Below are 20,050 nucleotides of genomic sequence, written 5' to 3' on the forward strand. Positions count from 1 at the left end.
CTCTAGGGATCTCCGGCGCGGAAGCCTGCGCTGGTATGACGCGCCGGCGCGACATACAGTGCCCCGGTGACGCTGCCGCCTTACTCGGACCGGCGCCCCGCACTGCGCCGCCGGCTGACGATCGCCCTGGTCGCGATGCGCTTCGCGCCCGGCGACGATCGCCCACTGCGGACAGGATCGGCGCGATCGTGACGAACCGCGAGCCGTATGCCGACAGGGTGGCGGCGGGGCTGGCGCTCGCTGATTCACTCCGCGAGTTCGCCGGCCGGGAGGACGCCGTCGTGCTGGGTCTGCCGCGCGGCGGCGTGCCGGTCGCTGCTGTCGTCGCGCGGGAACTACGGCTGCCGCTGGACGTGCTCGTGGTCCGCAAACTCGGGCTCCCGCGCCACTCGGAACTGGCGATGGGCGCGGTGGCCGCCGGCGCCTCTGGGTTGCTCGTGGTGCGCAATCCCGAGGTGATTGCGCAGGGCCGGGTCCGGGAGCGGACCTTCGAGCGGGTGCTGCAGAAGGAGACGGCCGAACTGCGGCGCCGCGAGTCGCGCTACCGGGGCTCCCGCGCGCCGCTGCCGCTGCGCGACCGCGTGGTGCTCGTCGTCGATGACGGCCTCGCGACGGGTGCGTCGATGCGTGTCGCGCTGCGCGTCATACAGCAGCAGGGGGCGGCATACATCGTGGCGGCCGTGCCGATCGGTCCGCCCGACGTGTGCCGGGCGCTCGCCACCGAGGTCGACCGGCTGGTGTGCCCTTGGATGCCGGCGCAGTTCGTGGCGGTCGGCGCGGGCTATCGGGATTTCGCGCAGACCTCGCACGACGAGGTCCGCCGCCTGATCGGGTGACACGGGGCGCCCACGCCGAAGTCCGGTAATCTGCGGATCCTTGCCCCCGTAGCTCAGCTGGATAGAGCAAGTCACTTCTAATGTCTAGGTCGCAGGTTCGAGTCCTGCCGGGGGCGCACACAGCAGCTTGCTGCTGGTTTGCGACCGCGGCAGAAGTAACAGGCGGCTTCGGGCGGTCGAGGTACGAGGCCGGGCGAGCCGCCGACGGGGGCGCACGGTGACTCCGCTCTCACCCGACGCTGGATCGCCGGCTTTCCGGACCGTCCACGGCGGGCCAAGTTGAGTCGCGCACGCCGCCGCGAAATGATGACCGGTGTGTCCGGGGACGTCGATGGTGAACGACTGCTGGCCGCGTTGCAGACCCTGCGCCGCGGTGTCGCCGCGACGGCATTCCCGCTCCAGCTGACCGCCGTCGAGCGAGCGCGGCGGGACCGGGCCGAACTCCTCGGCCAGCTGGACGACTACATCCTCCCGCGCGCTGCGTCGCTCGATGCCCCGCTGCTGGCGGTCGTCGGTGGTTCGACGGGTGCCGGAAAGTCCACGCTGGTCAACTCGCTGGTGGGAGAAGTGGTCACCAAGAGCGGGGTGCTGCGGCCCACGACCCGGGCCTCGACGTTGATCCACAACCCGGCCGACGAGCGCTGGTTCACGGGCAGCAGGGTGTTGCCAGGGCTGGCCCGACTGACCGGCGACGTGGAGGAGGCCGGCGACCCGGGCACGCTGCGTCTGGTGCCGGGCAACGTGCCGCAGGGCCTGGCCCTGCTCGACGCACCCGACATCGACTCCGTGGTCGCGGCCAACCGCGACCTCGCGCGGCAGCTGCTCGCCGCGGCGGACCTCTGGCTCTTCGTCACCACGGCTATGCGGTATGCCGATGCGGTGCCCTGGGACCTGTTGCACCAGGCGATCCAACGGGGCACGTCGGTGGCCGTCGTGCTCGACCGGGTGCCACTGGATGCCATGGAGGAGGTCCGCGCCGACTTCGCGACAATGCTCATGGAGCAGGGCCTCGGCCAGTCACCGGTGTTCGCGATCGCCGAGACGACCCTCAGCCGGGTCGGCCTGTTGCCGCAGGTCGAGGTCGCACGGATCAACGGCTGGCTGTCCTCGCTGGCCGCTGATCAGCACGCCCGCAGCATCGTGATCCGGCGGACGCTGCAGGGCGCGCTCGACTCGCTCGACAGCCGCGCTGCCGCACTCGAGCTGGCGCTCATCGAGCAGTCGGACGCGATCGGCGAGCTGCGCGACACCGCAAGGGATGCGTATGCCGCAGCGTTGGCCGGCGTCGCCGCCGGCATGGAGGACGGCACACTGCTGCGCGGCGAGGTGCTCGCGCGATGGCAGGAGTTCGTCGGCACGGGCGAGGTGTTCCGGCAGCTCGAAGCAGGAGTCAGCCGGATCCGCGATCGGGTCGGCACCGCGCTGCGCGGACGAGGCCGTCAGCAGCCCGCCAACGACCTGGGCGCCGCGCTGCAGACCGGTGTCGCCGCGCTGTTGCAGGCGCGCGGAGAGACGGCGGCGATCGACGTGACGCGGTCGTGGCGGCATACCGCCGGGGGAGCGGAGCTCGTCCGGCAACATCCCGAACTTGCCTCTGTCAGCAAGGGTTTCCAAGCAGAGACGGAGAAATTGGTGCGGTCCTGGCAGGACGACGTGCTCGCCATGGTGCGGGACGAGGCGGGCGGCAAACGCACCACCGCGCGGTTCCTGGCGTTCGGCGTCAACGGGATCGCGGTGCTGCTGATGCTGGTCGTCTTCTCCGCCACCGCCGGCCTCACCGGGGCCGAGGTCGGGATCGCGGGCGGCTCGGCCGTCCTGGCGCAACGGCTGCTCGAAGCGGTGTTCGGTGACCAGGCGGTCCGCACCCTGGCGCGCAAGGCGCGCACCCGGCTGCTCGCGCGCAGCGAGGAGCTGTATGCCGCCGAGCGGGCCCGCTTCGATGAGGTGCTGGCCGGAGTGGGCACGGGTGCGACGTCCGCGACCGAGTTGCGAGCGGCCGTGGAGCAGGTCAGGGCGGCGCGATGAGTGCGAAGAAGAAGCCGAAGAAGAAGAGCGGCTGGGACGAGGTCACGGCACACGCCGAAGCGCTCCGCGAGGCGCTGCGCATGGGTGGTGACAAGCTGCCGCCCGACGCCGTGGCGCACGCCGAGCACGTGCTGCGCAAGGTCCCCGCCCGTCAGTCGATCGTGGGCGGTCGCACCGTCGTGGTGCTGGCCGGCGCGACCGGCAGCGGCAAGTCGAGTTTGTTCAATGCCCTGGTGGCAGAGCCGGTTTCACGAATCGGTGCGCGCCGCCCGACGACGTCGGTGCCCACGGCGGCGATGTGGGGCGACGAGCCGAGCGGTGAGCTGCTCGACTGGCTGCAGGTCGGCACCCGGCATCAGGTGCCGCGCACCGCCCGCCGCGCCGAGACACTGGACGGGCTCGTGCTGCTCGACCTGCCCGACTTCGACTCACGGGTCGCGGAGCACCGTGCCGAAGCCGATCGGGTGATCGAGCTGGCCGACGTGTTCGTCTGGGTCACCGACCCGCAGAAGTATGCCGACGCGGTGCTCCACGACGACTACGTGAAACGGATGGCGAGCCACAGCGCCGTCTCGTTGGTGGTGCTCAACCAGATCGACCGCCTCGGCCGTGCCGAGATCTCCGAGTGCATCGAGGACCTGCAGCGGTTGCTCGCCGCCGACGGCCTCGCGGACGTCCCGGTCCTGCCCACGTCCGCCGTCCGCGGGTATGGCGTGGACGATCTCGCGGGCACCATCGCGTCGGTGGTCCAGCAGCGCAATGCCGCCGAGCAGCGGCTGCTCGCCGACGTGCGCGCGTCGGCGCGGAGCTTGCAGGCCGGTGTCGCTCCGCACGAGCCGACGCTGCATGCCGACGATGCGTTCGAGCTGACCGATGCGTTGTGCCGGGCCGCTGGTGTCCCGGCGGTGGTCGACGCGGTCCGCCGTGACTACCAACTGCAGGCGGAGCGTCACGGTGGCTGGCCGTTCACCCGGTGGGTGCACCGCCTGCGACCCGAGCCGTTGCGGCGTCTGCGGCTGGACGATGCCCACGCGATGAATCGTTCGGGCGCCAAGCTCGCGCTCGGCAGGACGTCGCTGCCGCCGCCCGGCCCGGCGACCCGTGCGGCGGTCGACGTCGCGAGTCGCAAGCTGGGCCGGCGAGCCGCCGAGGGACTGCCGGCTCCCTGGGCGGATGCCGCTCAGGAAGCGGCGACACCGAGCGACGACCGCTTGCACGACGCCCTCGACCAGGCGGTGATCGGCACCGAGCTGCACGGCCGCAAGCCGGCCTGGTGGACCGTCTGCTCCGTGCTGCAATGGTTCTTCGCTGCTGTTGCCGTGGTGGGACTGGGCTGGCTGGTCGTGCTGGCGGTGCTCGGTTTCGCCCACATCGACACCAGCGCGCCGAAATGGCTGGGACTGCCGATCCCGTTGCTGCTGCTGGTGTTCGGCCTGCTCGCGGGTCTGCTGCTGGCTCTGATCTCCCGGTGGGTGGCGGCTCGCGGGGCCCGACGTCGCGCCGCCCAGATGGAGGGTCGCCTGCGTGCGTCGATCGCAGTGGTCGGGATCGAGGCGATCGTCGATCCGGTGGCGCACGTGCTGCAGGCGCACCGCGACACGCGAGAGGCGCTCGCCGTCGCTGCCGGCTGATCGGTTCGCGCTGCGGTTGTGCACATCCCGGACCTGCCGGGGCGTCTCGTGCACAGGATGTCGCGGCGACCCTGCACAGCCTTCTCGATTCCTTCCACGCTGAGACCACTCAGCCGGCGCGACCGACGGCCGCGCCGCCCGCAACAGTGCGAAGGATGCGACATGAACGAGACAACCCTGACCATCCGCGGCAACCTGGTCGCCAAGCCGGAGCGGATCACCAGCGCCAAAGGCGATTTCACGACCTTCCGGGTCGCGGTCAACGAGTTCCACCGCGATCAGGCAACGGGCGGCTACGTGGACGGCCGCAGCTCCTTCTACAAGGTGGTCGCCTTCCGGCAGCTCGGCAGCAACGTCTACAAGTCCCTGTCCAAGGGCGACGCGGTGGTGGTCCAGGGGACGCTGCGGATCGACCAGTGGGAGACCGCAACCGGAGACACCCGCTCCGCGCCGGAGATCGAGGCACGCGGCGTCGGTCCGGACCTGCGCTTCGGCATCGCCACCTACCAGCGGGTCTCGAGTCAGCGGCAGTCCGGCGAGCAGCAGCCGAGCTGGCGCCAGGCCGGATCCGCCGGGCGGACGGACCCCTGGGCGGAGCGCGCCGTCGCGGAGCAGGCCGACGGGGAAGGCCCCTTCGGGCAGCCGGTCGAGGACGACGACCTGCCCACCGCGTCCACCGGTCCATTGGTCGAGCAAGCGGGCTGACCGAGCCGGCGGGAGACGTTCGTCACGCCCGGCACCGGGCGGGCTGCCACGATTTCGGCGGGGCGGCATCGCCCCGATAGCCTGATTGGCATGCCCGAGTTCATCTACACCATGACCAAGGCGCGCAAGGCTGTCGGGGACAAGCTGATCCTCGATGACGTCAGCATGTCCTTCTACCCCGGCGCGAAAATCGGCGTCGTGGGCCCCAACGGTGCCGGTAAGTCCACGATCCTGAGGATCATGGCCGGCCTCGACCAGCCCTCCAATGGTGAGGCGCGGCTCTCGCCCGGCTACAGCGTCGGCATCCTGCTGCAGGAGCCGCCGCTCAACGAGGAGAAGGACGTCCGCGGCAACGTCGAGGAAGGCCTCGGGCAGATCAAGGCCGACCTCGACCGGTTCAACGCGATCTCCGAGGAGATGTCGCAGCCGGATGCCGACTTCGACAAGCTGATGGCCGAGATGGGTCAGCTGCAGGAGAAGATCGACGCGGCCGACGCGTGGGACCTCGACTCGCAGCTGGAGCAGGCGATGGACGCACTCCAGTGCCCGCCGGGCGATGCCGACGTGACGGTGCTCTCCGGTGGCGAGCGGCGCCGAGTCGCTCTGTGCAAGCTGCTGCTGTCCAAGCCCGACCTGCTGCTGCTCGACGAGCCGACCAACCACCTGGACGCGGAGTCGGTCAACTGGCTCGAGCAGCACCTCGCGGCATACGCCGGCGCCGTGCTGGCCGTGACCCACGACCGCTATTTCCTCGACCACGTGGCCGGCTGGATCTGTGAGGTCGACCGGGGCCGGCTCTACCCCTACGAAGGCAACTACTCGACCTACCTGGAGAAGAAGCAGGAGCGTCTGCAGATCCAGGGCAAGAAGGACGCCAAGCTCGCGAAGCGACTGAAGTCGGAGCTGGAGTGGGTCCGCTCCAACGCGAAGGCGCGCCAGACCAAGAGCAAGTCGCGCCTCGCGCGCTACGAGGAAATGGCGGCCGAGGCCGAGCGCACCCGGAAGCTGGACTTCGAGGAGATCCAGATCCCGCCGGGACCGCGGCTCGGTTCGCAGGTCATCGAGGTCACCGACCTCACGAAGGGCTTCGGCGACCGGGTGCTGATCGACGGACTGTCGTTCACCCTGCCGCGCAACGGCATCGTCGGGGTCATCGGTCCGAACGGCGTCGGCAAGACCACGCTCTTCAAGACCATCGTCGGTCTCGAAGAGCCGGACGAGGGCTCGGTCAAGGTCGGCGAGACCGTCGACATCTCCTACGTCGACCAGTCCCGAGCCGGCATCGACTCGGAGAAGACGCTGTGGGAGGTCGTCTCCGACGGGTTGGACCACATCCGGGTCGGCCAGGTCGAGATCCCTTCCCGTGCCTACGTGTCCCAATTCGGCTTCAAGGGCCCGGACCAGCAGAAGAAGGCAGGCGTGCTGTCCGGTGGCGAACGCAACCGGCTCAATCTCGCGCTCACCCTCAAGCAGGGCGGCAACCTGCTGCTGCTCGACGAGCCGACCAACGACCTGGACGTCGAGACCCTCGGCTCCCTGGAGAACGCCCTGCTCGACTTCCCCGGCTGCGCGGTGGTCATCAGCCACGACCGGTGGTTCCTCGACCGGGTCGCGACGCACATCCTCGCGTATGAGGGCACCGACGAGGACCCGGCCAGTTGGTACTGGTTCGAGGGCAACTTCGACTCCTACGAGCAGAACAAGGTGGAGCGGCTCGGCGCCGACGCCGCCCGCCCGCACCGCGTCACCCACCGCCGCCTCACCCGCGATTGAGTTCGGCCTCCAGTCGAACGCTCTGAATGTGGCGCACCGTCCGCGCAAAGGGCCGGGTCCATTTCGGGCCCGGCCCTTCTGCGCCGCGCCGTGCGGGCGCTACTCGACCGAGGAGCGGGCGGCGAGTTCCTTGTCCGAAAGGAGGACGCAGAACTCGTTGCCCTCCGGGTCGGCCAGCACCGCCCAGCCGCGGTCGGGCTGCCGGAGGTCGTCGACCATGGTGGCTCCGAGGCCGAGGATGCGCTCGACCTCCTCGTCCCGGGTGAGGTCGGTGGACCGCAGGCAGATGTGCATGCGGTTCTTGACCGTCTTGGGCTCGGGCACCTTGAGGAACAACAGATAGGTGTTGTCCGGCCCGGTCAACCCGGCCTCCTCGTCACCCGGCTGCGGCTCGTCGCCGCACTCGATCCGGTAGTCGCCGAGAACCTGTGCCCACCACAGGGTCTGGGCACAGGGATCGGCAGCGTCGATGCAGAAGTTCGCGGCTCGTGAAGTCATCCGGCCATCGTGTCGGGGACCGCTGACACCGGCAACCGAGTTACGGCAGGTCAGGCCACCGGTGCCGAAGGCGGTGCTGAAGATTGGCCTTCACCATCGGCCAGCTGCGCGCGACGATGCTGTACTGTGCGGTGTCCCGCACGACGCCCTGCTCGTCGATCGAGTCGGCGCGCAGGATGCCCTCCAGTTCGGCGCCCAGCCGTTCGATGGCGGCTCGGGACTGCAGGTTCATCTTGTGGGTGCGATAGCGCACCGCTTCGACCTGCCATGTCTCGAAGGCATGCGTCATCAGCAGCAGCTTGCTCTCCGCGTTCGTCCCGGTGCCATGGGTCGACTCACGGTTCCAGGTGGAGCCGATCTCCACGCGCGGCACAGACGGCACGATGTCCATGAAGGTCGTCATGCCCAGCACGGCTCCATCGGCCACGCGGACCGCTGTGAAGGGCAGCATCGTGCCGGCGTCCTGCAGCGCCAGCCGGCGGTCGATCTCCGCGCGCATCCCGTCCGGCCGCGGCACCCAGGTGTACCAGCGATCCCACATCGTGCCGTCGCCGGCCGCTTCGACCAGGCCGTCGTGGTGGTCGTGGCTGAGCGGTTCGAGGCGGACGAGTCGCCCGGACAGGGTGACCGGCGTGAGAGGGAGCGGGATCGGCATACGTCGAATCTCAGCACACGACCTCGGCGCGGTTCATTCGGCCGTCGCGCTGACCGTGCCTGCCGGGGTGGGTGCCGCGCCGGCAGGCGGCGATGCCGACGCCAACCGTTTGCTGTCGTCGAAGACGAGCATGCTGCCTCCGTAGCACGCGACCCATACCTGATGCGTCGCGTCGTCGTAGGTGATGCCGATCGGGGACGGATCGGTCGGCACCCGCTGCACGACTTTCATGTCGGCAGTGCGGATCTTGCTCGCGGACTTGCCGAAGTAGTTGACGACATACAGCGCGGTGCCGTCCTGCGAGATCGTCATGCTGCGCGGCTCCGGTCCCGAAACCACTTGGGACACCACCTTGTCCGTGCTGGTGTCGATCTTGTAGACGCGGTTGGTGCCGCTCGCCGCGAGGTAGAGCCACCTGCTGTCGGGGGAAAGCACCAAGTGCCGCGGCCGGTTGACGGCCAGGATCACGTGATGTTCGCCGGTCGCGAGGTTGACCCGGAAGACCTTGTTGCCATACATCGCGGCGACGTATGCCGTCCGGTTGTCCGGCATGATGACGATGCCGCGCGGCTGGGCCGCGAGTTTGATCACCTTCACCTGCTTGGCCGTTGCGCGGTCGATGATGCTGATCGTGAAGTCACACCAGTTGCTGACCACTACTGACCGCTGGTCGGGGGTGATCGCGACGAACTTCGGCACCGCGCCGACCTCGATCGCCTGGTCCCAGTCCATCGTCGTGGCGTTGAAGCGGTAGACGAAGCCGCGGTCGAAGCCGCTCGTGGGGGAGCACTCGTCCTTGGCAAAACCCTTGAAGCCCGGTCCGGACATCACGTAGTTGGAGACGTAGGCGTATTTCGCGTCGCTGGTCCACGCGGCTTCGACCGGTCCACCCTTGGCGACGCCGCGGTGATCGGGGAAGCCGAACTTCGACAGGTCGATCGAGTCCGGCAGGCGCTTGACCAACTGGTGACTCTTGCTGTCGTAGACCGTGATCGAGTGGCTGTAGATCATGTTGTTGGCGAGCACCAGCCCGTGTCCGCTCGCGTCGACGGACTTGGGCGTGATGCCACCGGTGAACCGGTCGATCTGTTGCAAGGCGGTGCCGGATGAGGGTTGTCGCTGTCGCGGTGCGCTCGAACTCGCAACGGCAGCAGCGGCTTTGGTGCTGGCCCGATTGGACGTCGGAGCACCTTGCGCTTCCGCCGCGCCGGGACTGAAAGACTGCCACAGTGCGACCACCGAGGTCGCGAGGACCAGACACATGATCGCCACAACTGCGAGCGCAACCCGTCTGCGGCGGACGTAGACCCGCTCCTGGCGCCAGCGGGTTCGTTCACCCATGCCTGCAGAATATGGTGCGATCCCACGGATTCGCGTCATTCCTCAGGTTCCGGCGAGCCGTCGCCGGCCCTGCGAGCCCTCGGCCCGGAGGTCGCACGGTCTGCGGTCCTACACTGAACGCGGCTCGACGTGAGCCGTCCCCGACCGGAGAGTCAGTGATGCGTGCAGCCACTTATTCGTCCTATTGCCAAGATAATTCGAGCTTGACGGTCGGTGAACTACCGGACCCGAAGGTCGCGCCCGGTGCCGTGCTCATCGAGGTGCGGGCAGCCGGGCTCAACCCGGTCGACTGGAAGGTGATGGCCGGCTATCTCGACGGGTTGATGGACGCCGTCTTCCCGGTGATCCCCGGTTGGGACGTCGCCGGTGTTGTGCGCGCAGTGGGTCCCGACACCCCCGAATTCGCAATCGGTGACGAGGTCTACGCCTACGCACGTAAGGACGTCGTGCATGCGGGTACTTTCGCCGAACTCGTCGCGGTTTCCGCGGTCGCCGTCGCGCGTAAGCCGGACACCCTCACCTTCGAGCAGGCCGGCGGCCTGCCGCTCGCCGGACTGACCGCGCTCCGCACCTTGCGGGCGACCGGGATCTGGCCGGACGGGAGCGACAAGACGGTGCTCGTCCATGGTGCGTCCGGTGGGGTCGGTAGCTGCGCCGTGCAACTTGCGGTCGCCGCCGGGGCGCGGGTCATCGGCACGGCGTCCGAACGCAACCACGCCTATCTGCGCTCTCTCGGCGCGGAACCCGTGACGTATGGCGAGGGCCTCGCCGAGCGGGTCCGTTCGCTCGCTCCGCACGGTGTCGACGCGTCGGCCGATTTCGTGGGCGACGTCGAGGACACCACGCTGGCAGTGCTCGCTCCCGGTGGCCGGCACGCATCTGTGGCCGACCCCACGGTGACGGCGCACGGCGGCGACTACGTATGGGTGCGACCGGACCACGACGGCCTCGTGACGCTGGCGGAACTGGCCGATGCCGGCAAACTCACGGTCGACGTCGCGGGAACCTTCGGCCTGGACGAAGTCGGCACGGCGTTCGACCTCAGTCGGGAGGGCCACACCCGCGGCAAGCTGGTCATCGTGCCGTGAGGACGGTCAGCTGCCGGAAGGCTTGATGGCCTGGAGCCAGAAGCGTTTCCGCGTCGCGCGCAACGGTTGCCCCGCTGCCGGGCCGGACGCGTGCAGGGCGAGCAGCGCCTCGGCATACCGCTCGACGGTGAAGTCGTCCGGCACGTCCCAGGGCACGAGTTGCACGTAGGCGACCAGCGCCGCCACGTCCCGGAATTCGTAGTGACCAGAGGTCTCGCCGCCGTCGACGACGTCGAAACCGGCGTCGGTGAGGCCGATTCGAAAGCGTTCGTAGGTCACGTGCGGCGCGGTCGGCGGCATGTCGAAAGCTTCTCGTATCTCAGCGAATTCGTCGCCTCCGACCTGCTGGGTGAGAAAGCTGCCGCCCGGCGACAGCACCCGGAACACCTCTGCCGGAGCGAAGGACTCATGCCGGTTGAGCACCAAGTCGAAGCTCGCGTCCGCGAACGGCAGTCGTTCCCGCAGGCAGTCGTCCGGCTCGTTGTCGGCCCCGACCACGCCGACGCCGTATGACGCGAGCCGGTCGTGCGCGACCCGCACGTTGAGCGGCCAGCCCTCCGTGACGACGGTGTGTTCCGGCAGCACGGCGGAGAAGCGGGACAGGAACTCGCCTCCGCCGGTGCCCATGTCGAGCACGCGCGTGGCGGACGCGAGGGCGGCCCGCCATACGGCCGGCAGATCCCACGGCTCGGAGTCCTCCGTCATCCGCCCCTCGAGTGAGCTGAAGTCCCAGCCCTCCGGCTGGTCGCGTTCCTCCGCGCGCCAGGCCGCGAGGAGGTGCTCGTCGCCGGTCATTGTTTGACGCGGACCATGCCTTCCTGGGCGACCGAGCAGATCAGCTTGCCGTCCAGCGAGAAGATCTTGCCCAGCCCGAGCCCGCGACCGCCCGACGCGGAGGGCGACTCCTGCTCGTAGAGCACCCAGTCGTCGATGCGACCCGGGCGATGAAACCACATGGCGTGGTCCAGGCTCGCCGGCCGCAGCCGGGGGTCGGCCCAGACCAGTCCGTGACGGCGCAGCACGGACTCCAGCAGCGAGTAGTCCGACGCGTAGGCGAGCACCGCGGCATGCAGCAACGGGTCGTCGGGGAGTGCTTCGACGGCCTTCATCCAGACGTGCTGGTGTGCGGAATGCTGGCGCCCCGGCACCAGGTAGATCGCGCCTTCGACGGTGCGGACGTCCAGTGCCCGTCGCTTCCAGTGCTCGACCGCCGGATGGTCGATGCCGGCCAGCTCTTCGGCGGTGGTGCGGACCCGGTCGGGGTCGGGCACCGACGGCATCTCGGCCTGGTGATCCAGGCCCTCCGCCGGCTCCTGGAAGGAGAGCGTGGCGGACAGGAGCGTGTGACCGTACTGCATCGCGTAGACCCGCCGCACCGAGAAGGAGTTGCCGTCGCGAAGGTTCTCGACCCCGAACTCGATCGGGTGCTCCGAGTCGCCCGGCCGGATGAAGTAGGCGTGCAGCGAGTGGATCGGCCGAGTCGACAGGCCGGCCGCCTCGACGGTGCGCCCGGCCGCGATGACGCTCTGCGCGAGGACCTGGCCGCCGAACGCGCGCCCGTGCGGCGTGCGCTGGCTACGGCCGGTGAACAACTGCAGGGTGCGCTCGCTGAGGTCCATCTCGGGGGCGCCGTCGGGGGCGTCGATGACCGAGTTCGAGCGTGCCTCGCCCACGTTGCGGAGGTCGAGAACGGACAGCAGGTCTTCGACGGGCGATGGCTGAAGGGTCGGGTTGTCGGAGGTCACCCGGCGAGCGTAGCGATCGACCTGGGACGATGACAGGCATGCCTGCCCGCCCCTATTACGTGGACGTCCCCGTGCGCTGGTCCGACATGGACGCGCTCGGCCATGTCAACAACGTGCAGTTCCTCCGGCTGCTGGAGGAAGCGCGCGTCGTCGGCTTCGCCGACTGGTTCACCGGCGTCGAGACCGGGCCGGACGGTCGGCCGCCGCTGCTCATCGCACGCGCCGAGATCGACTACCTGCGCCAGCTGCACTGGCGCAAGGAACCCGTCGTGGTCGGGATGTGGGTGTCCCAGTTGTCCGGAGCGTCGTTCGACACCAGCTATGAGATTCGCGCGTCACGGGAGCCGGACGCCGAGGTGTATGCCGTCGCCGAGACCACCCAGGTCGTCTTCGACATGGCCACCCAGCGACCGGTGCGCATCGCCGCCGAGCACCGCGCCGTGCTGGAGAAGTATGTCGACGCGCCCGTCCGGATGAAGAGACGGCCCAAGGGACACGCGTGATCCTCCGGCTGGCCGACGCCGAGACCCGCGCCGACCTGGTGACGTATGTCGCACGCGCCCGGCAGCTGGAGGCCGACGGTGCGATGCGGTTGCAGGCCGTCGGTCAGGCACTCGCGGCCTGGGTCGGCGTGTTGTCCGGCCACGGGCTGACCCGGGAGGGGACCACGCTCGGCCTGCGGGTGCTGCCGCTCGCGGAACCGGTCCGGCTGGACGTCGTCGTCCCGCTGGCCGGGCTCGCCGATCGGTTCGCGCGCGAGCCGGGCGGCGCCGAGCTGGCGGTGCCACCGACCGAGGTGCGGGCCGGTTGGGCCGCGATCTCGCCGCCCCAGGGCGGGTGGCAGCCGGTCGGTGACATCCCGGTGCCGACACTGCAGCAGGTCGCGGCCGAGGGCATCGCCGAAATCACGGCGGGAGCGCCCGAGGGGTCGGGTGCTCACGCCGTCGACGCGCTGCGCCGCGCGGTGTGGTCCCGGCCCATGGCCGCCGCGGGCGGTGCGGTGGGTCTGCCGTCCGGGGTGGCCTTCGCGTCATACACGCTCGGCTTCGCGGTTGGGCAAACGGCTCGGGTCTACGCAGCGGGCAACTGGCACCGGCTCACCACGCCCGTCGGCCACGTGCTGGTGCGCTAGACGCGCACCCACACCGCCGTGTCCGTGGGGACCGCGATACGGCCACCCACAGTGTGGCTGGCCGAGTAGGGCGAGCCGCTAGGCGAGCCCGTATCGAGGTCGCCACCGCTACGCACCAGAACCTCACTCCCCGAAGGCAGTTCGACGTCCGCACTGCCCAGGTTGAGGATCACGCGCACGGTGCTGTCGCCACTCGTGACGTCATAGGCCACGACGTCCGTGCCGAGGTCAACCTGCGTCAGTGAGCCTTCGCCGAGGTCGAGCTCACGGCGCAGACGCAGCAGCTGCCGGTAGAGCTCGAGGGTGGAGCCGGCGACGCCGTCCTGCTGGTCGACGGCCAGCTCGCCGTACGACTCCGGCTGCGGCAGCCAAGAGTCCCCTCCCAGCCCGAATCCGTAAGAAGGAGCGTCCTTTTCCCACGGCATCGGGATGCGGCAGCCGTCGCGGCCGGCCTCCTTGTGGCCGGTGCGTTGGTATGCCGGATCCTGGCGGACGTCGTCCGGCAGCGTCGTGTGCTCGGGCAGACCCAGCTCCTCGCCGTAGTAGAGGTAGGCGCTGCCCGGGAGAGCGAGCATGAGCGTGGTCGCGGCCCGGGCACGCCGCCGGCCGAGCGCCGCGTCGGGCTGCGGGTCGGTCGCGAAGATGCCGTTCGACCGCGGGCTGCCCACCGGCAGCGCGAGCCGCGTGGCGTGCCGGACCACGTCGTGGTTGGACAGTACCCACGTCGTCGGCGCGCCGACGGCGTCGTTCGAGCGGTAGGAGCGTTCGATCGACGCCCTCAGGTCGGCCGCTCGCCAGGGCGTGGTGAGGAAGTCGAAGTTGAACGCCTGCTGGAACTCGTCGGCCCGCACATAGCGCGCGGCGCGCTCCGGCGGCTCCACCCAGGCCTCGGCGCACATCGCGCGCTGCCCGTCGTAGGAATCCAGAATCTTGCGCCAGTCGTGGTAGATCTCGTGCACGCCGTCCTGGTCCCACATCGGCGGGTGACCCCGCGGTTCGTCGGACATGTCGAGCATGTTCATCGACCCACGCCAGTTGGGCAGGCCGGGCGCCTTGACGAGTCCGTGCGCGACGTCGACGCGGAAGCCGTCGACGCCACGGTCCAGCCAGAAGCGCAGGATGTCCTCGAATTCGCTTCGCACTACTGCGTTTTCCCAGTTGAGGTCCGGCTGTTTGCGGTCGAAGAGGTGCAGGTACCACTGGCCGGGCGTGCCGTCGGGCTCGACGATGCGGGTCCACGCGTCGCCGCCGAACACGCTCTGCCAGTCGTTGGGTGGTTGCTCGCCGCTCGCGCCCCGGCCGTCGCGGAAGATGTAGCGGTCACGCTCCGGCGAACCGGGCGCCGCGGCCAGCGCCGCCTGGAACCACGCGTGCTCGTCGGAGGTGTGGTTGGGGACCAGGTCGACGATGATGCGCAAATCGTTGTCGTGTGCGGCGCGGATCAGCTCGTCCGCGTCGGCCAGTGTGCCGAAGAGCCGGTCGATGTCGCGGTAGTCGGCGACGTCATACCCGGCGTCCGCCTGCGGGGAGGTGTAGAACGGCGACAGCCAGATCGCGTCGACTCCCAGGCCACGCAGGTAGGGCAGTCGGGAGGTGATGCCGGGCAGATCGCCGACGCCGTTGCCGTCGGCGTCCGCCCAGGAGCGCGGGTAGATCTGGTAGATCACAGCACTGCGCCACCACTCGCCGTCCGGGTGGGCGCGGTGCACGAGCTGTGCGGAGCTGTTGGTCCAAACGGTCACCCGGTCAAGTGTGCCGACCGGTGAGGCCGCATGCGAATCCGGTCCGGGTGGCGCTGATCACTGGTTCCTCAGCCGTCGCCGGGAGGGGCGTCGTCCCAAGCGTTCACTAGCGAATAGGCCGCCCGCGTGAGGTAGTCGCGCAGCAGGCCGTCGTGCGTCTCGTCCAGGTCGAGCGTGTCGACGGCGTTCATCATGTGCAGCAACCAGCGGTCCCGCTGGGCAGGCGTCACGGCATACGGAACGTGCCGCATCCGGAGCCGCGGATGGCCGCGCCGCTCGCTGTAGGTCGTCGGGCCGCCCCAGTACTGCTCGAGGAACATCCGCAACCGCTCCTCGGCCGGGCCGAGCTCCTCCTCGGGGTAGATCGCCTTCAGGGGCGGGTCCGCCGCGACGCCGCGATAGAACTCGTGCACCAGCTTCCGGAAGGTCTCCTGCCCGCCGACCTCGTCGTAGAACGTCGTCACCCGGCGATCCTCTCAGGTGCCGCTCGGGCTGCCGTATGGCGGCAGTTGCGGCCCCCGGACGCCGGCCCGGTCGAGGGACACCTTCGCGCGCTCGCGGATCTCGCGGGCGACGGCATACTGCTCGTTCGGCACGCACGTGGCGATGATGCGCAGCGTCACCGTGCCACCGGACATCGACTCGACCCCGGCGACCACCGGCTCGTCGAGCAGCTTTTCGGTCCAAGGAGATTCGTCGGTCACGCCGGAGACGACCGACCGGAGGACCTGCAGCGCCGTCTCCACCGACTGGTCGCTGCCGATCGGGATGTCGATGAAGGTCGTCGCGTAGCCCTGCGACTTGTTGCCGATCCGCAGGATCTCCCCGTTACGGACGTACCAGACGACGCCCTGCCCATCCCGCAACCGCGTCACCCGCAGGGTGACCTCCTCGACCGTGCCGATCGCCTGACCGGTGTCGATGACGTCGCCGACGCCGTACTGGTCCTCCATGATCATGAAGATGCCGGAGAGGAAGTCCTTGACCAGGCTCTGCGCACCGAAGCCGAGGGCGACGCCGCCGACGCCCGCCGACGCGAGCAGCGGCGCGAGCGGCACGCCGACCCGGGCGAGCACGGTGAGGCCGGCGACTCCGAAGATGAGGATCGTGGACACCGAACGCAGGATCGAACCCATGGTGGCGGCGCGCTGTTTGCGGCGTTCGGAGTCCAGACCCGCTGCCTGACGCAGCACGCGCCCGGCGCGGCTCTCCCGACCCGGCCGCTCGCGGTTCTCCATGGCGTGGACGGCCCGGGCGATCGCGCGCACGACGAGCCAGCGCAGCACGATGGCGCCGAGGACGATGCACAGGATCATCAGCGGAGCACCGATGGCCCATTCCACGGTCGACTGCTGGTCGGCGGCGACGAAACGCAACGGCATGCGCCCATCATTACGGGCATGCGTCCCAGGGATGCAAATCGCCTCTGACAGACTGCTCCCATGCCCGATGCCCCCTCCGAAGCACTCGCTCGGCTCGCCCGCGCACACGGCGTCGCGACCGAATACTGGGACTGGCGCGGCAATCACGTCGTGGTCGCTGCCGACACGATCCTGTCCGTGCTCGACGCCCTCGACATCGACGCGGCGGACGAGGCGGCGATCGAACACGCGCTCGCCGACAAGGAACTCGAGTCGTGGCGCCGAGTGCTGCCACCGGTGATCGTCATGCGCGAGCACTGGACGCCGTGGGTGCCGGTTCACGTCCCGGACGGCGAGGAATCCCTCGACGCTCGAATCACCTTGGAGGGCGGTGTGGTTCGGGAGCTCGGCCTGCATGACCAGCGGTCCGGCACACGCGATGTCGACGGAGTGCCGACCGTGGAGTTCACCGTCGAGCTGCCCGGTGACCTGCCGCTCGGTTACCACGAGCTGGAGGTCACCTATGACGGTGGCCGCACCGTCCGCACCACGGTCATCGTCACCCCCGAGCGGCTCCAGCTGCCGGCCGCGCTCGAGCACGACCGGGCGTGGGGGCTCACGACGCAGCTCTACTCGGTGCGGTCCGAGCGGTCCTGGGGGATCGGCGACGTCGCGGACCTGGCCGAGCTCGGGACCTGGGCGGTGCGGCAGGGCGCGGACTTCGTGCTGATCAACCCGGTCCATGCCGCCGAGCCGCTGCCGCCGTTGGAGCCCTCGCCATACCTGCCGACTTCACGCCGGTTCGTCAACCCGGCATACATCCGCGTCGAGGAGGTGCCCGAGCTCGGCTACTTGTCGGCTGCGCAGCACCAGCTCGTCGAATGGCACAGCGACGACGCCCGCCGGCTCAACAAGCTGGAGCACCTGGACCGGGACGGCAGTTGGCAGTCCAAGCAGGCGGCACTGCGGATGATCTTCCGCACGGAGAGCACGCATCGGCGCCGTCGTGACCTCGAGAGCTTCGTCGAGCGCGAAGGGCAGGCGCTCATCGACTTCGCGACCTGGTGCGCGATCGCCGCCGAACGCGGCCCCGACTGGACGACCTGGCCGCAGGAGTTGCACGACGCGCGCAGCGAGTCGGTCGCCGCCGAGCGGGTGCGGCTTGCCGAGGACGTCGAGTTCTACTGCTGGATGCAATGGGTCGTCCAGGGTCAGTTTCTGGACGCGCAACGTGAATTGCGTGCTGCGGGAATGTCGCTCGGCGTCATCCACGACCTCGCGGTCGGCTCCCACGCACAGGGGGCCGACGCGTGGGCGCTGCACGACGTCCTCGCCGAGGGCATGTCCGTCGGCGCGCCGCCGGACGACTACAACCAGTTGGGCCAGAGCTGGAGCCAGCCGCCGTGGCGGCCCGACCGGCTGGCCGAGACGGCCTACCGGCCCTACCGCGACATGCTTCGCACCGTGCTGCGGATGGCCGGCGGGTTGCGCGTCGACCATGTCCTCGGCCTGTTCCGTCTGTGGTGGGTGCCTGAGGGCAAGAAGCCACTGGACGGCACCTACGTGCGGTACGACCACGAGGCCATGGTCGGCATTCTCGCCCTCGAGGCGCAGCGCGCGCGTGCCGTGGTGATCGGGGAAGACCTCGGGACGACTGAGGATTGGGTCCGCGACTACCTGGCCGATCGCGGTGTGCTCGGCACGTCGGTGCTGTGGTTCGAGCGCAACGGTGACGGCAGCCCGAAACCTCCGGAGACCTATCGCACGCTCGCGCTCGCCAGCGTCACCACGCACGACCTTCCGCCGACCGCCGGTTACCTCCAGGGTGAGCACATTCGAGTGCGGCACCAGCTCGGGCTGCTCACCCGTCCGCTGGAGGAGGAGAAGAAGCTCGACGAGGAACAACGCCAGGCGATGCTCGACGTGCTCCGTTCACGCGGCCTGCTGCGGGGGAGTATGTCGGTCGACGACCAGGTCGACGCGCTCCACAAGTTCCTCACCTGGTCGCCCAGCAAGCTGCTGGGTGTCTCGGTCAACGACCTGGCCGGCGACGTGCGCACGATCAACCAGCCGGGCACGGACGAGGAATATCCCAACTGGCGGTTGCCGGTCAGCGGTCCCGATCGGAAGCCGACCACGCTCGACGACCTGATGGTGTCGCGTCGGGCAAAACGGTTGATACGTGCGGTGACTCGGCGCAGCGACCGTTGACCGGCGGCCAGCCGGACTGACTCCGCCGAGGGTTCAGTCGATGGCACGTCGGAGGTAGGCGTCCAGCAGTGCACCCAGGCGGTGGCTGTCGGGTTGCTGCCCGCTGGTCACGGCGTCGAAGGTGAGGCCGTCGGTGAGCGCGAGCAGCATCTCCGCTTCGCGCCGTGCGCCGGCCTTCGACAGTGTGCGGCCGCGCTGCTCTGCTCCTGAGGAGAACGCATCGGCCAACTCGGCCGTGATGCGAGCGAGCATGCCGCGCTGCACCTCGGCGAGCGGCGCCGACGTCGCGGCGCGGGCCGCGAAGGCGACATACACCTTTGCCTCACGCAGCCGAACCTCGTCCAGGGGCAGCAGTTCACGCAGGATGGCGGCCAGGTTCTGCCGTACCTCAGTGCCGAGTTCAACTGCTGCCACGCGGTGTTCGGTGTTGTCCACGACGTGTCGGAACGCGGCCAGCAGCATGTCTTCCTTGCTCCGGAAGTGATGCTGGACAGCGCCGATCGAGACGCCGGCTCCAGACGCGACCTCGCGGACGGTGACTGCGTCGAGTCCGTCGGTGGCGATGATCGAGCAGACAGTGTCGGCGAGTCGGGACGCCGCCGGGCCCAAAAGTCTTGACGTCGCTGGCATGAGGAATACCATACATCTGTATGGGACAATACAAACGTATGGCACGCCGTGGTGTGGCGATGGGGGCGGCGTCGACGGTGCTGCTCGCGATCCAGTGCGGGCAGGTTCGGCTCGGATGGAGTGATGCCGCGACAGCCTGGTGCTACGGGATCGCGCTGCCGATCAACATCGCACTCACGATGGCGTTTCCGGCCGGCAAGGCGCGGGTCGTGCGCCTCGTGCAGCGATGGGTGGTCAATCCGCCGGTGCGGCTGCTGCTGCAGCTCGGCGTCCTGCCGCTCGGTTATGCGCTGTTGGAAACGCGGGGCCGGACAGCGGGTAAACCTCGACGCACGCCGGTCGGCAACGGCCGGCAAGGCGAGGTGTTCTGGATCGTCGCCGAGCACGGGATGCGAGCTGGATACGTGCGAAACATCATGCGCGACAACAAGGTCCGGATCCGGATGCGCGTGGGCTGGCGGTTCCGGTGGGTGGACGGAGTTGCGTCACTGCATCCCGAACTGGATCCGTTGCGGCTGCAACGGCGCCTCTCGGCGTGGCATCCGTTGCGCGCGTTCAACGCCGTGCAGGTGCAGGTGTTGGGCAGTGACCTGCTGGTGGTACGCGTGGACCTGGAGCAGCAGAACGGCGGTGCACCGCACGAAGCGATGCACCGCCGGGTGTCGGTCTCCTGAGCC

The 20,050-nt window shown here is 69.3% G+C and carries 20 protein-coding genes and 1 tRNA gene; 12 read left to right on the plus strand and 9 right to left on the minus strand.

Translation table 11 applies throughout. The features are described 5' to 3' along the window. The first annotated feature begins 66 nt into the window (after positions 1-66). The 7 genes from ACN8HC_RS04680 (at position 67) to ettA (ending at position 6,970) form a co-directional block, all read left to right on the plus strand. Positions 67-192, plus strand: a complete 126-nt coding sequence (locus ACN8HC_RS04680) for a hypothetical protein (protein ID WP_490073720.1) — start codon at positions 67-69, stop codon at positions 190-192. Continuing rightward, the gene (locus ACN8HC_RS04685) at positions 189-836 is read left to right on the plus strand and encodes a phosphoribosyltransferase (protein WP_490073721.1); all 648 of its coding nucleotides are present in this window, start codon (positions 189-191) and stop codon (positions 834-836) included. Before ACN8HC_RS04680 ends, ACN8HC_RS04685 begins: the two co-directional genes overlap by 4 nt. A gap of 42 nt (positions 837-878) precedes the next feature. After that, positions 879-952, plus strand: a tRNA-Arg gene (locus ACN8HC_RS04690). A 190-nt stretch (positions 953-1,142) separates the two neighbouring features. Continuing rightward, positions 1,143-2,861: an ABC transporter gene (locus ACN8HC_RS04695; RefSeq protein ID WP_490073985.1), complete on the plus strand. Its 1,719-nt coding sequence runs from the start codon at positions 1,143-1,145 to the stop codon at positions 2,859-2,861. Further along, a complete protein-coding gene (locus ACN8HC_RS04700) occupies positions 2,858-4,492 on the plus strand; it encodes a YfjP family GTPase (RefSeq protein ID WP_490073722.1) in 1,635 nt (544 codons plus the stop codon). The genes ACN8HC_RS04695 and ACN8HC_RS04700 overlap by 4 nt, the downstream gene beginning before the upstream one ends. 162 nt (positions 4,493-4,654) lie before the next feature. Further along, positions 4,655-5,197, plus strand: a complete 543-nt coding sequence (locus ACN8HC_RS04705; RefSeq protein ID WP_490073723.1) for a single-stranded DNA-binding protein — start codon at positions 4,655-4,657, stop codon at positions 5,195-5,197. Positions 5,198-5,287: 90 nt separating this feature from the next. Then, positions 5,288-6,970, plus strand: a complete 1,683-nt coding sequence (gene ettA / locus ACN8HC_RS04710; protein WP_490073724.1) for an energy-dependent translational throttle protein EttA — start codon at positions 5,288-5,290, stop codon at positions 6,968-6,970. Between the two features lie 99 nt (positions 6,971-7,069). Here the strand turns inward: ettA and ACN8HC_RS04715 are convergent, their stop codons facing one another. The 3 genes from ACN8HC_RS04715 to ACN8HC_RS04725 are packed head-to-tail and all read right to left on the minus strand — an operon-like array spanning position 7,070 to position 9,464. Then, positions 7,070-7,468 carry a VOC family protein gene (locus tag ACN8HC_RS04715; protein WP_490073725.1) on the minus strand — a complete coding sequence of 133 codons (399 nt, stop codon included), beginning with the start codon at positions 7,466-7,468 and terminating at the stop codon, positions 7,070-7,072. Between the two features lie 40 nt (positions 7,469-7,508). Beyond that, on the minus strand, positions 7,509-8,123 hold the full coding sequence (locus ACN8HC_RS04720; protein ID WP_490073726.1) for a GNAT family N-acetyltransferase: 615 nt from the start codon (positions 8,121-8,123) through the stop codon (positions 7,509-7,511). A gap of 33 nt (positions 8,124-8,156) precedes the next feature. Beyond that, entirely contained in the window at positions 8,157-9,464 is a 1,308-nt protein-coding gene (locus ACN8HC_RS04725; protein WP_490073727.1) for a YncE family protein, read from the minus strand. 158 nt (positions 9,465-9,622) lie between these two features. Here ACN8HC_RS04725 and ACN8HC_RS04730 point away from each other — a divergent pair, with 158 nt between their 5' ends. Next, positions 9,623-10,552 carry an NADP-dependent oxidoreductase gene (locus ACN8HC_RS04730; protein ID WP_490073728.1) on the plus strand — a complete coding sequence of 310 codons (930 nt, stop codon included), beginning with the start codon at positions 9,623-9,625 and terminating at the stop codon, positions 10,550-10,552. 6 nt (positions 10,553-10,558) lie between these two features. Here the strand turns inward: ACN8HC_RS04730 and ACN8HC_RS04735 are convergent, their stop codons facing one another. Continuing rightward, complete coding sequence (locus ACN8HC_RS04735; protein WP_490073729.1) at positions 10,559-11,347, minus strand: class I SAM-dependent methyltransferase; 789 nt, start codon at positions 11,345-11,347, stop codon at positions 10,559-10,561. Then, positions 11,344-12,297 (minus strand): acyl-CoA thioesterase, encoded by a 954-nt coding sequence (locus ACN8HC_RS04740; RefSeq protein ID WP_490073730.1) that lies wholly within the window; start codon positions 12,295-12,297, stop codon positions 11,344-11,346. The genes ACN8HC_RS04735 and ACN8HC_RS04740 overlap by 4 nt, the downstream gene beginning before the upstream one ends. Positions 12,298-12,335: 38 nt before the next feature. Here ACN8HC_RS04740 and ACN8HC_RS04745 point away from each other — a divergent pair, with 38 nt between their 5' ends. Continuing rightward, positions 12,336-12,800 carry an acyl-CoA thioesterase gene (locus ACN8HC_RS04745; RefSeq protein ID WP_490073731.1) on the plus strand — a complete coding sequence of 155 codons (465 nt, stop codon included), beginning with the start codon at positions 12,336-12,338 and terminating at the stop codon, positions 12,798-12,800. Further along, entirely contained in the window at positions 12,797-13,429 is a 633-nt protein-coding gene (locus ACN8HC_RS04750) for a DUF8185 domain-containing protein (RefSeq protein WP_490073732.1), read from the plus strand. Before ACN8HC_RS04745 ends, ACN8HC_RS04750 begins: the two co-directional genes overlap by 4 nt. Here ACN8HC_RS04750 and ACN8HC_RS04755 read toward each other — a convergent pair. The 3 genes from ACN8HC_RS04755 to ACN8HC_RS04765 form a co-directional block, all read right to left on the minus strand. Then, the gene (locus ACN8HC_RS04755) at positions 13,426-15,171 is read right to left on the minus strand and encodes a glycoside hydrolase family 13 protein (protein WP_490073733.1); all 1,746 of its coding nucleotides are present in this window, start codon (positions 15,169-15,171) and stop codon (positions 13,426-13,428) included. The genes ACN8HC_RS04750 and ACN8HC_RS04755 overlap by 4 nt on opposite strands. A 68-nt stretch (positions 15,172-15,239) precedes the next feature. Further along, on the minus strand, positions 15,240-15,635 hold the full coding sequence (locus tag ACN8HC_RS04760; RefSeq protein ID WP_490073734.1) for a globin: 396 nt from the start codon (positions 15,633-15,635) through the stop codon (positions 15,240-15,242). 12 nt (positions 15,636-15,647) lie between these two features. Next, positions 15,648-16,553 (minus strand): mechanosensitive ion channel family protein, encoded by a 906-nt coding sequence (locus ACN8HC_RS04765; RefSeq protein ID WP_490073735.1) that lies wholly within the window; start codon positions 16,551-16,553, stop codon positions 15,648-15,650. Positions 16,554-16,613: 60 nt separating this feature from the next. On the opposite strand from ACN8HC_RS04765, the gene malQ reads away from it, so the two are divergent. Further along, positions 16,614-18,743 carry a 4-alpha-glucanotransferase gene (gene malQ / locus ACN8HC_RS04770; protein ID WP_490073736.1) on the plus strand — a complete coding sequence of 710 codons (2,130 nt, stop codon included), beginning with the start codon at positions 16,614-16,616 and terminating at the stop codon, positions 18,741-18,743. A 33-nt stretch (positions 18,744-18,776) separates the two neighbouring features. Here the strand turns inward: malQ and ACN8HC_RS04775 are convergent, their stop codons facing one another. Beyond that, positions 18,777-19,373, minus strand: coding sequence for a TetR/AcrR family transcriptional regulator (locus ACN8HC_RS04775; RefSeq protein ID WP_490073737.1), 597 nt, complete (start codon positions 19,371-19,373; stop codon positions 18,777-18,779). A gap of 20 nt (positions 19,374-19,393) precedes the next feature. Here ACN8HC_RS04775 and ACN8HC_RS04780 point away from each other — a divergent pair, with 20 nt between their 5' ends. Further along, positions 19,394-20,047: a nitroreductase/quinone reductase family protein gene (locus ACN8HC_RS04780; RefSeq protein WP_490073738.1), complete on the plus strand. Its 654-nt coding sequence runs from the start codon at positions 19,394-19,396 to the stop codon at positions 20,045-20,047. Positions 20,048-20,050 lie beyond the last annotated feature (3 nt).

The organism is Flexivirga sp. YIM B11880 (assembly GCF_058148645.1).

What these genes read in the sequence shown, in the direction of transcription:
- ACN8HC_RS04695 (WP_490073985.1), top strand. Translation starts at nt 1,143, where the DNA reads ATGACCGGTGTGTCCGGGGACGTCGATGGTGAACGACTGCTGGCCGCG.
- ACN8HC_RS04700 (WP_490073722.1), top strand. Translation starts at nt 2,858, where the DNA reads ATGAGTGCGAAGAAGAAGCCGAAGAAGAAGAGCGGCTGGGACGAGGTC.
- ACN8HC_RS04705 (WP_490073723.1), top strand. Translation starts at nt 4,655, where the DNA reads ATGAACGAGACAACCCTGACCATCCGCGGCAACCTGGTCGCCAAGCCG.
- ettA (WP_490073724.1), top strand. Translation starts at nt 5,288, where the DNA reads ATGCCCGAGTTCATCTACACCATGACCAAGGCGCGCAAGGCTGTCGGG.
- ACN8HC_RS04715 (WP_490073725.1), bottom strand. Translation starts at nt 7,468, where the DNA reads ATGACTTCACGAGCCGCGAACTTCTGCATCGACGCTGCCGATCCCTGT.
- ACN8HC_RS04720 (WP_490073726.1), bottom strand. Translation starts at nt 8,123, where the DNA reads ATGCCGATCCCGCTCCCTCTCACGCCGGTCACCCTGTCCGGGCGACTC.
- ACN8HC_RS04725 (WP_490073727.1), bottom strand. Translation starts at nt 9,464, where the DNA reads ATGGGTGAACGAACCCGCTGGCGCCAGGAGCGGGTCTACGTCCGCCGC.
- ACN8HC_RS04730 (WP_490073728.1), top strand. Translation starts at nt 9,623, where the DNA reads ATGCGTGCAGCCACTTATTCGTCCTATTGCCAAGATAATTCGAGCTTG.
- ACN8HC_RS04735 (WP_490073729.1), bottom strand. Translation starts at nt 11,347, where the DNA reads ATGACCGGCGACGAGCACCTCCTCGCGGCCTGGCGCGCGGAGGAACGC.
- ACN8HC_RS04745 (WP_490073731.1), top strand. Translation starts at nt 12,336, where the DNA reads ATGCCTGCCCGCCCCTATTACGTGGACGTCCCCGTGCGCTGGTCCGAC.
- ACN8HC_RS04765 (WP_490073735.1), bottom strand. Translation starts at nt 16,553, where the DNA reads ATGCCGTTGCGTTTCGTCGCCGCCGACCAGCAGTCGACCGTGGAATGG.
- malQ (WP_490073736.1), top strand. Translation starts at nt 16,614, where the DNA reads ATGCCCGATGCCCCCTCCGAAGCACTCGCTCGGCTCGCCCGCGCACAC.
- ACN8HC_RS04775 (WP_490073737.1), bottom strand. Translation starts at nt 19,373, where the DNA reads ATGCCAGCGACGTCAAGACTTTTGGGCCCGGCGGCGTCCCGACTCGCC.
- ACN8HC_RS04780 (WP_490073738.1), top strand. Translation starts at nt 19,394, where the DNA reads ATGGGACAATACAAACGTATGGCACGCCGTGGTGTGGCGATGGGGGCG.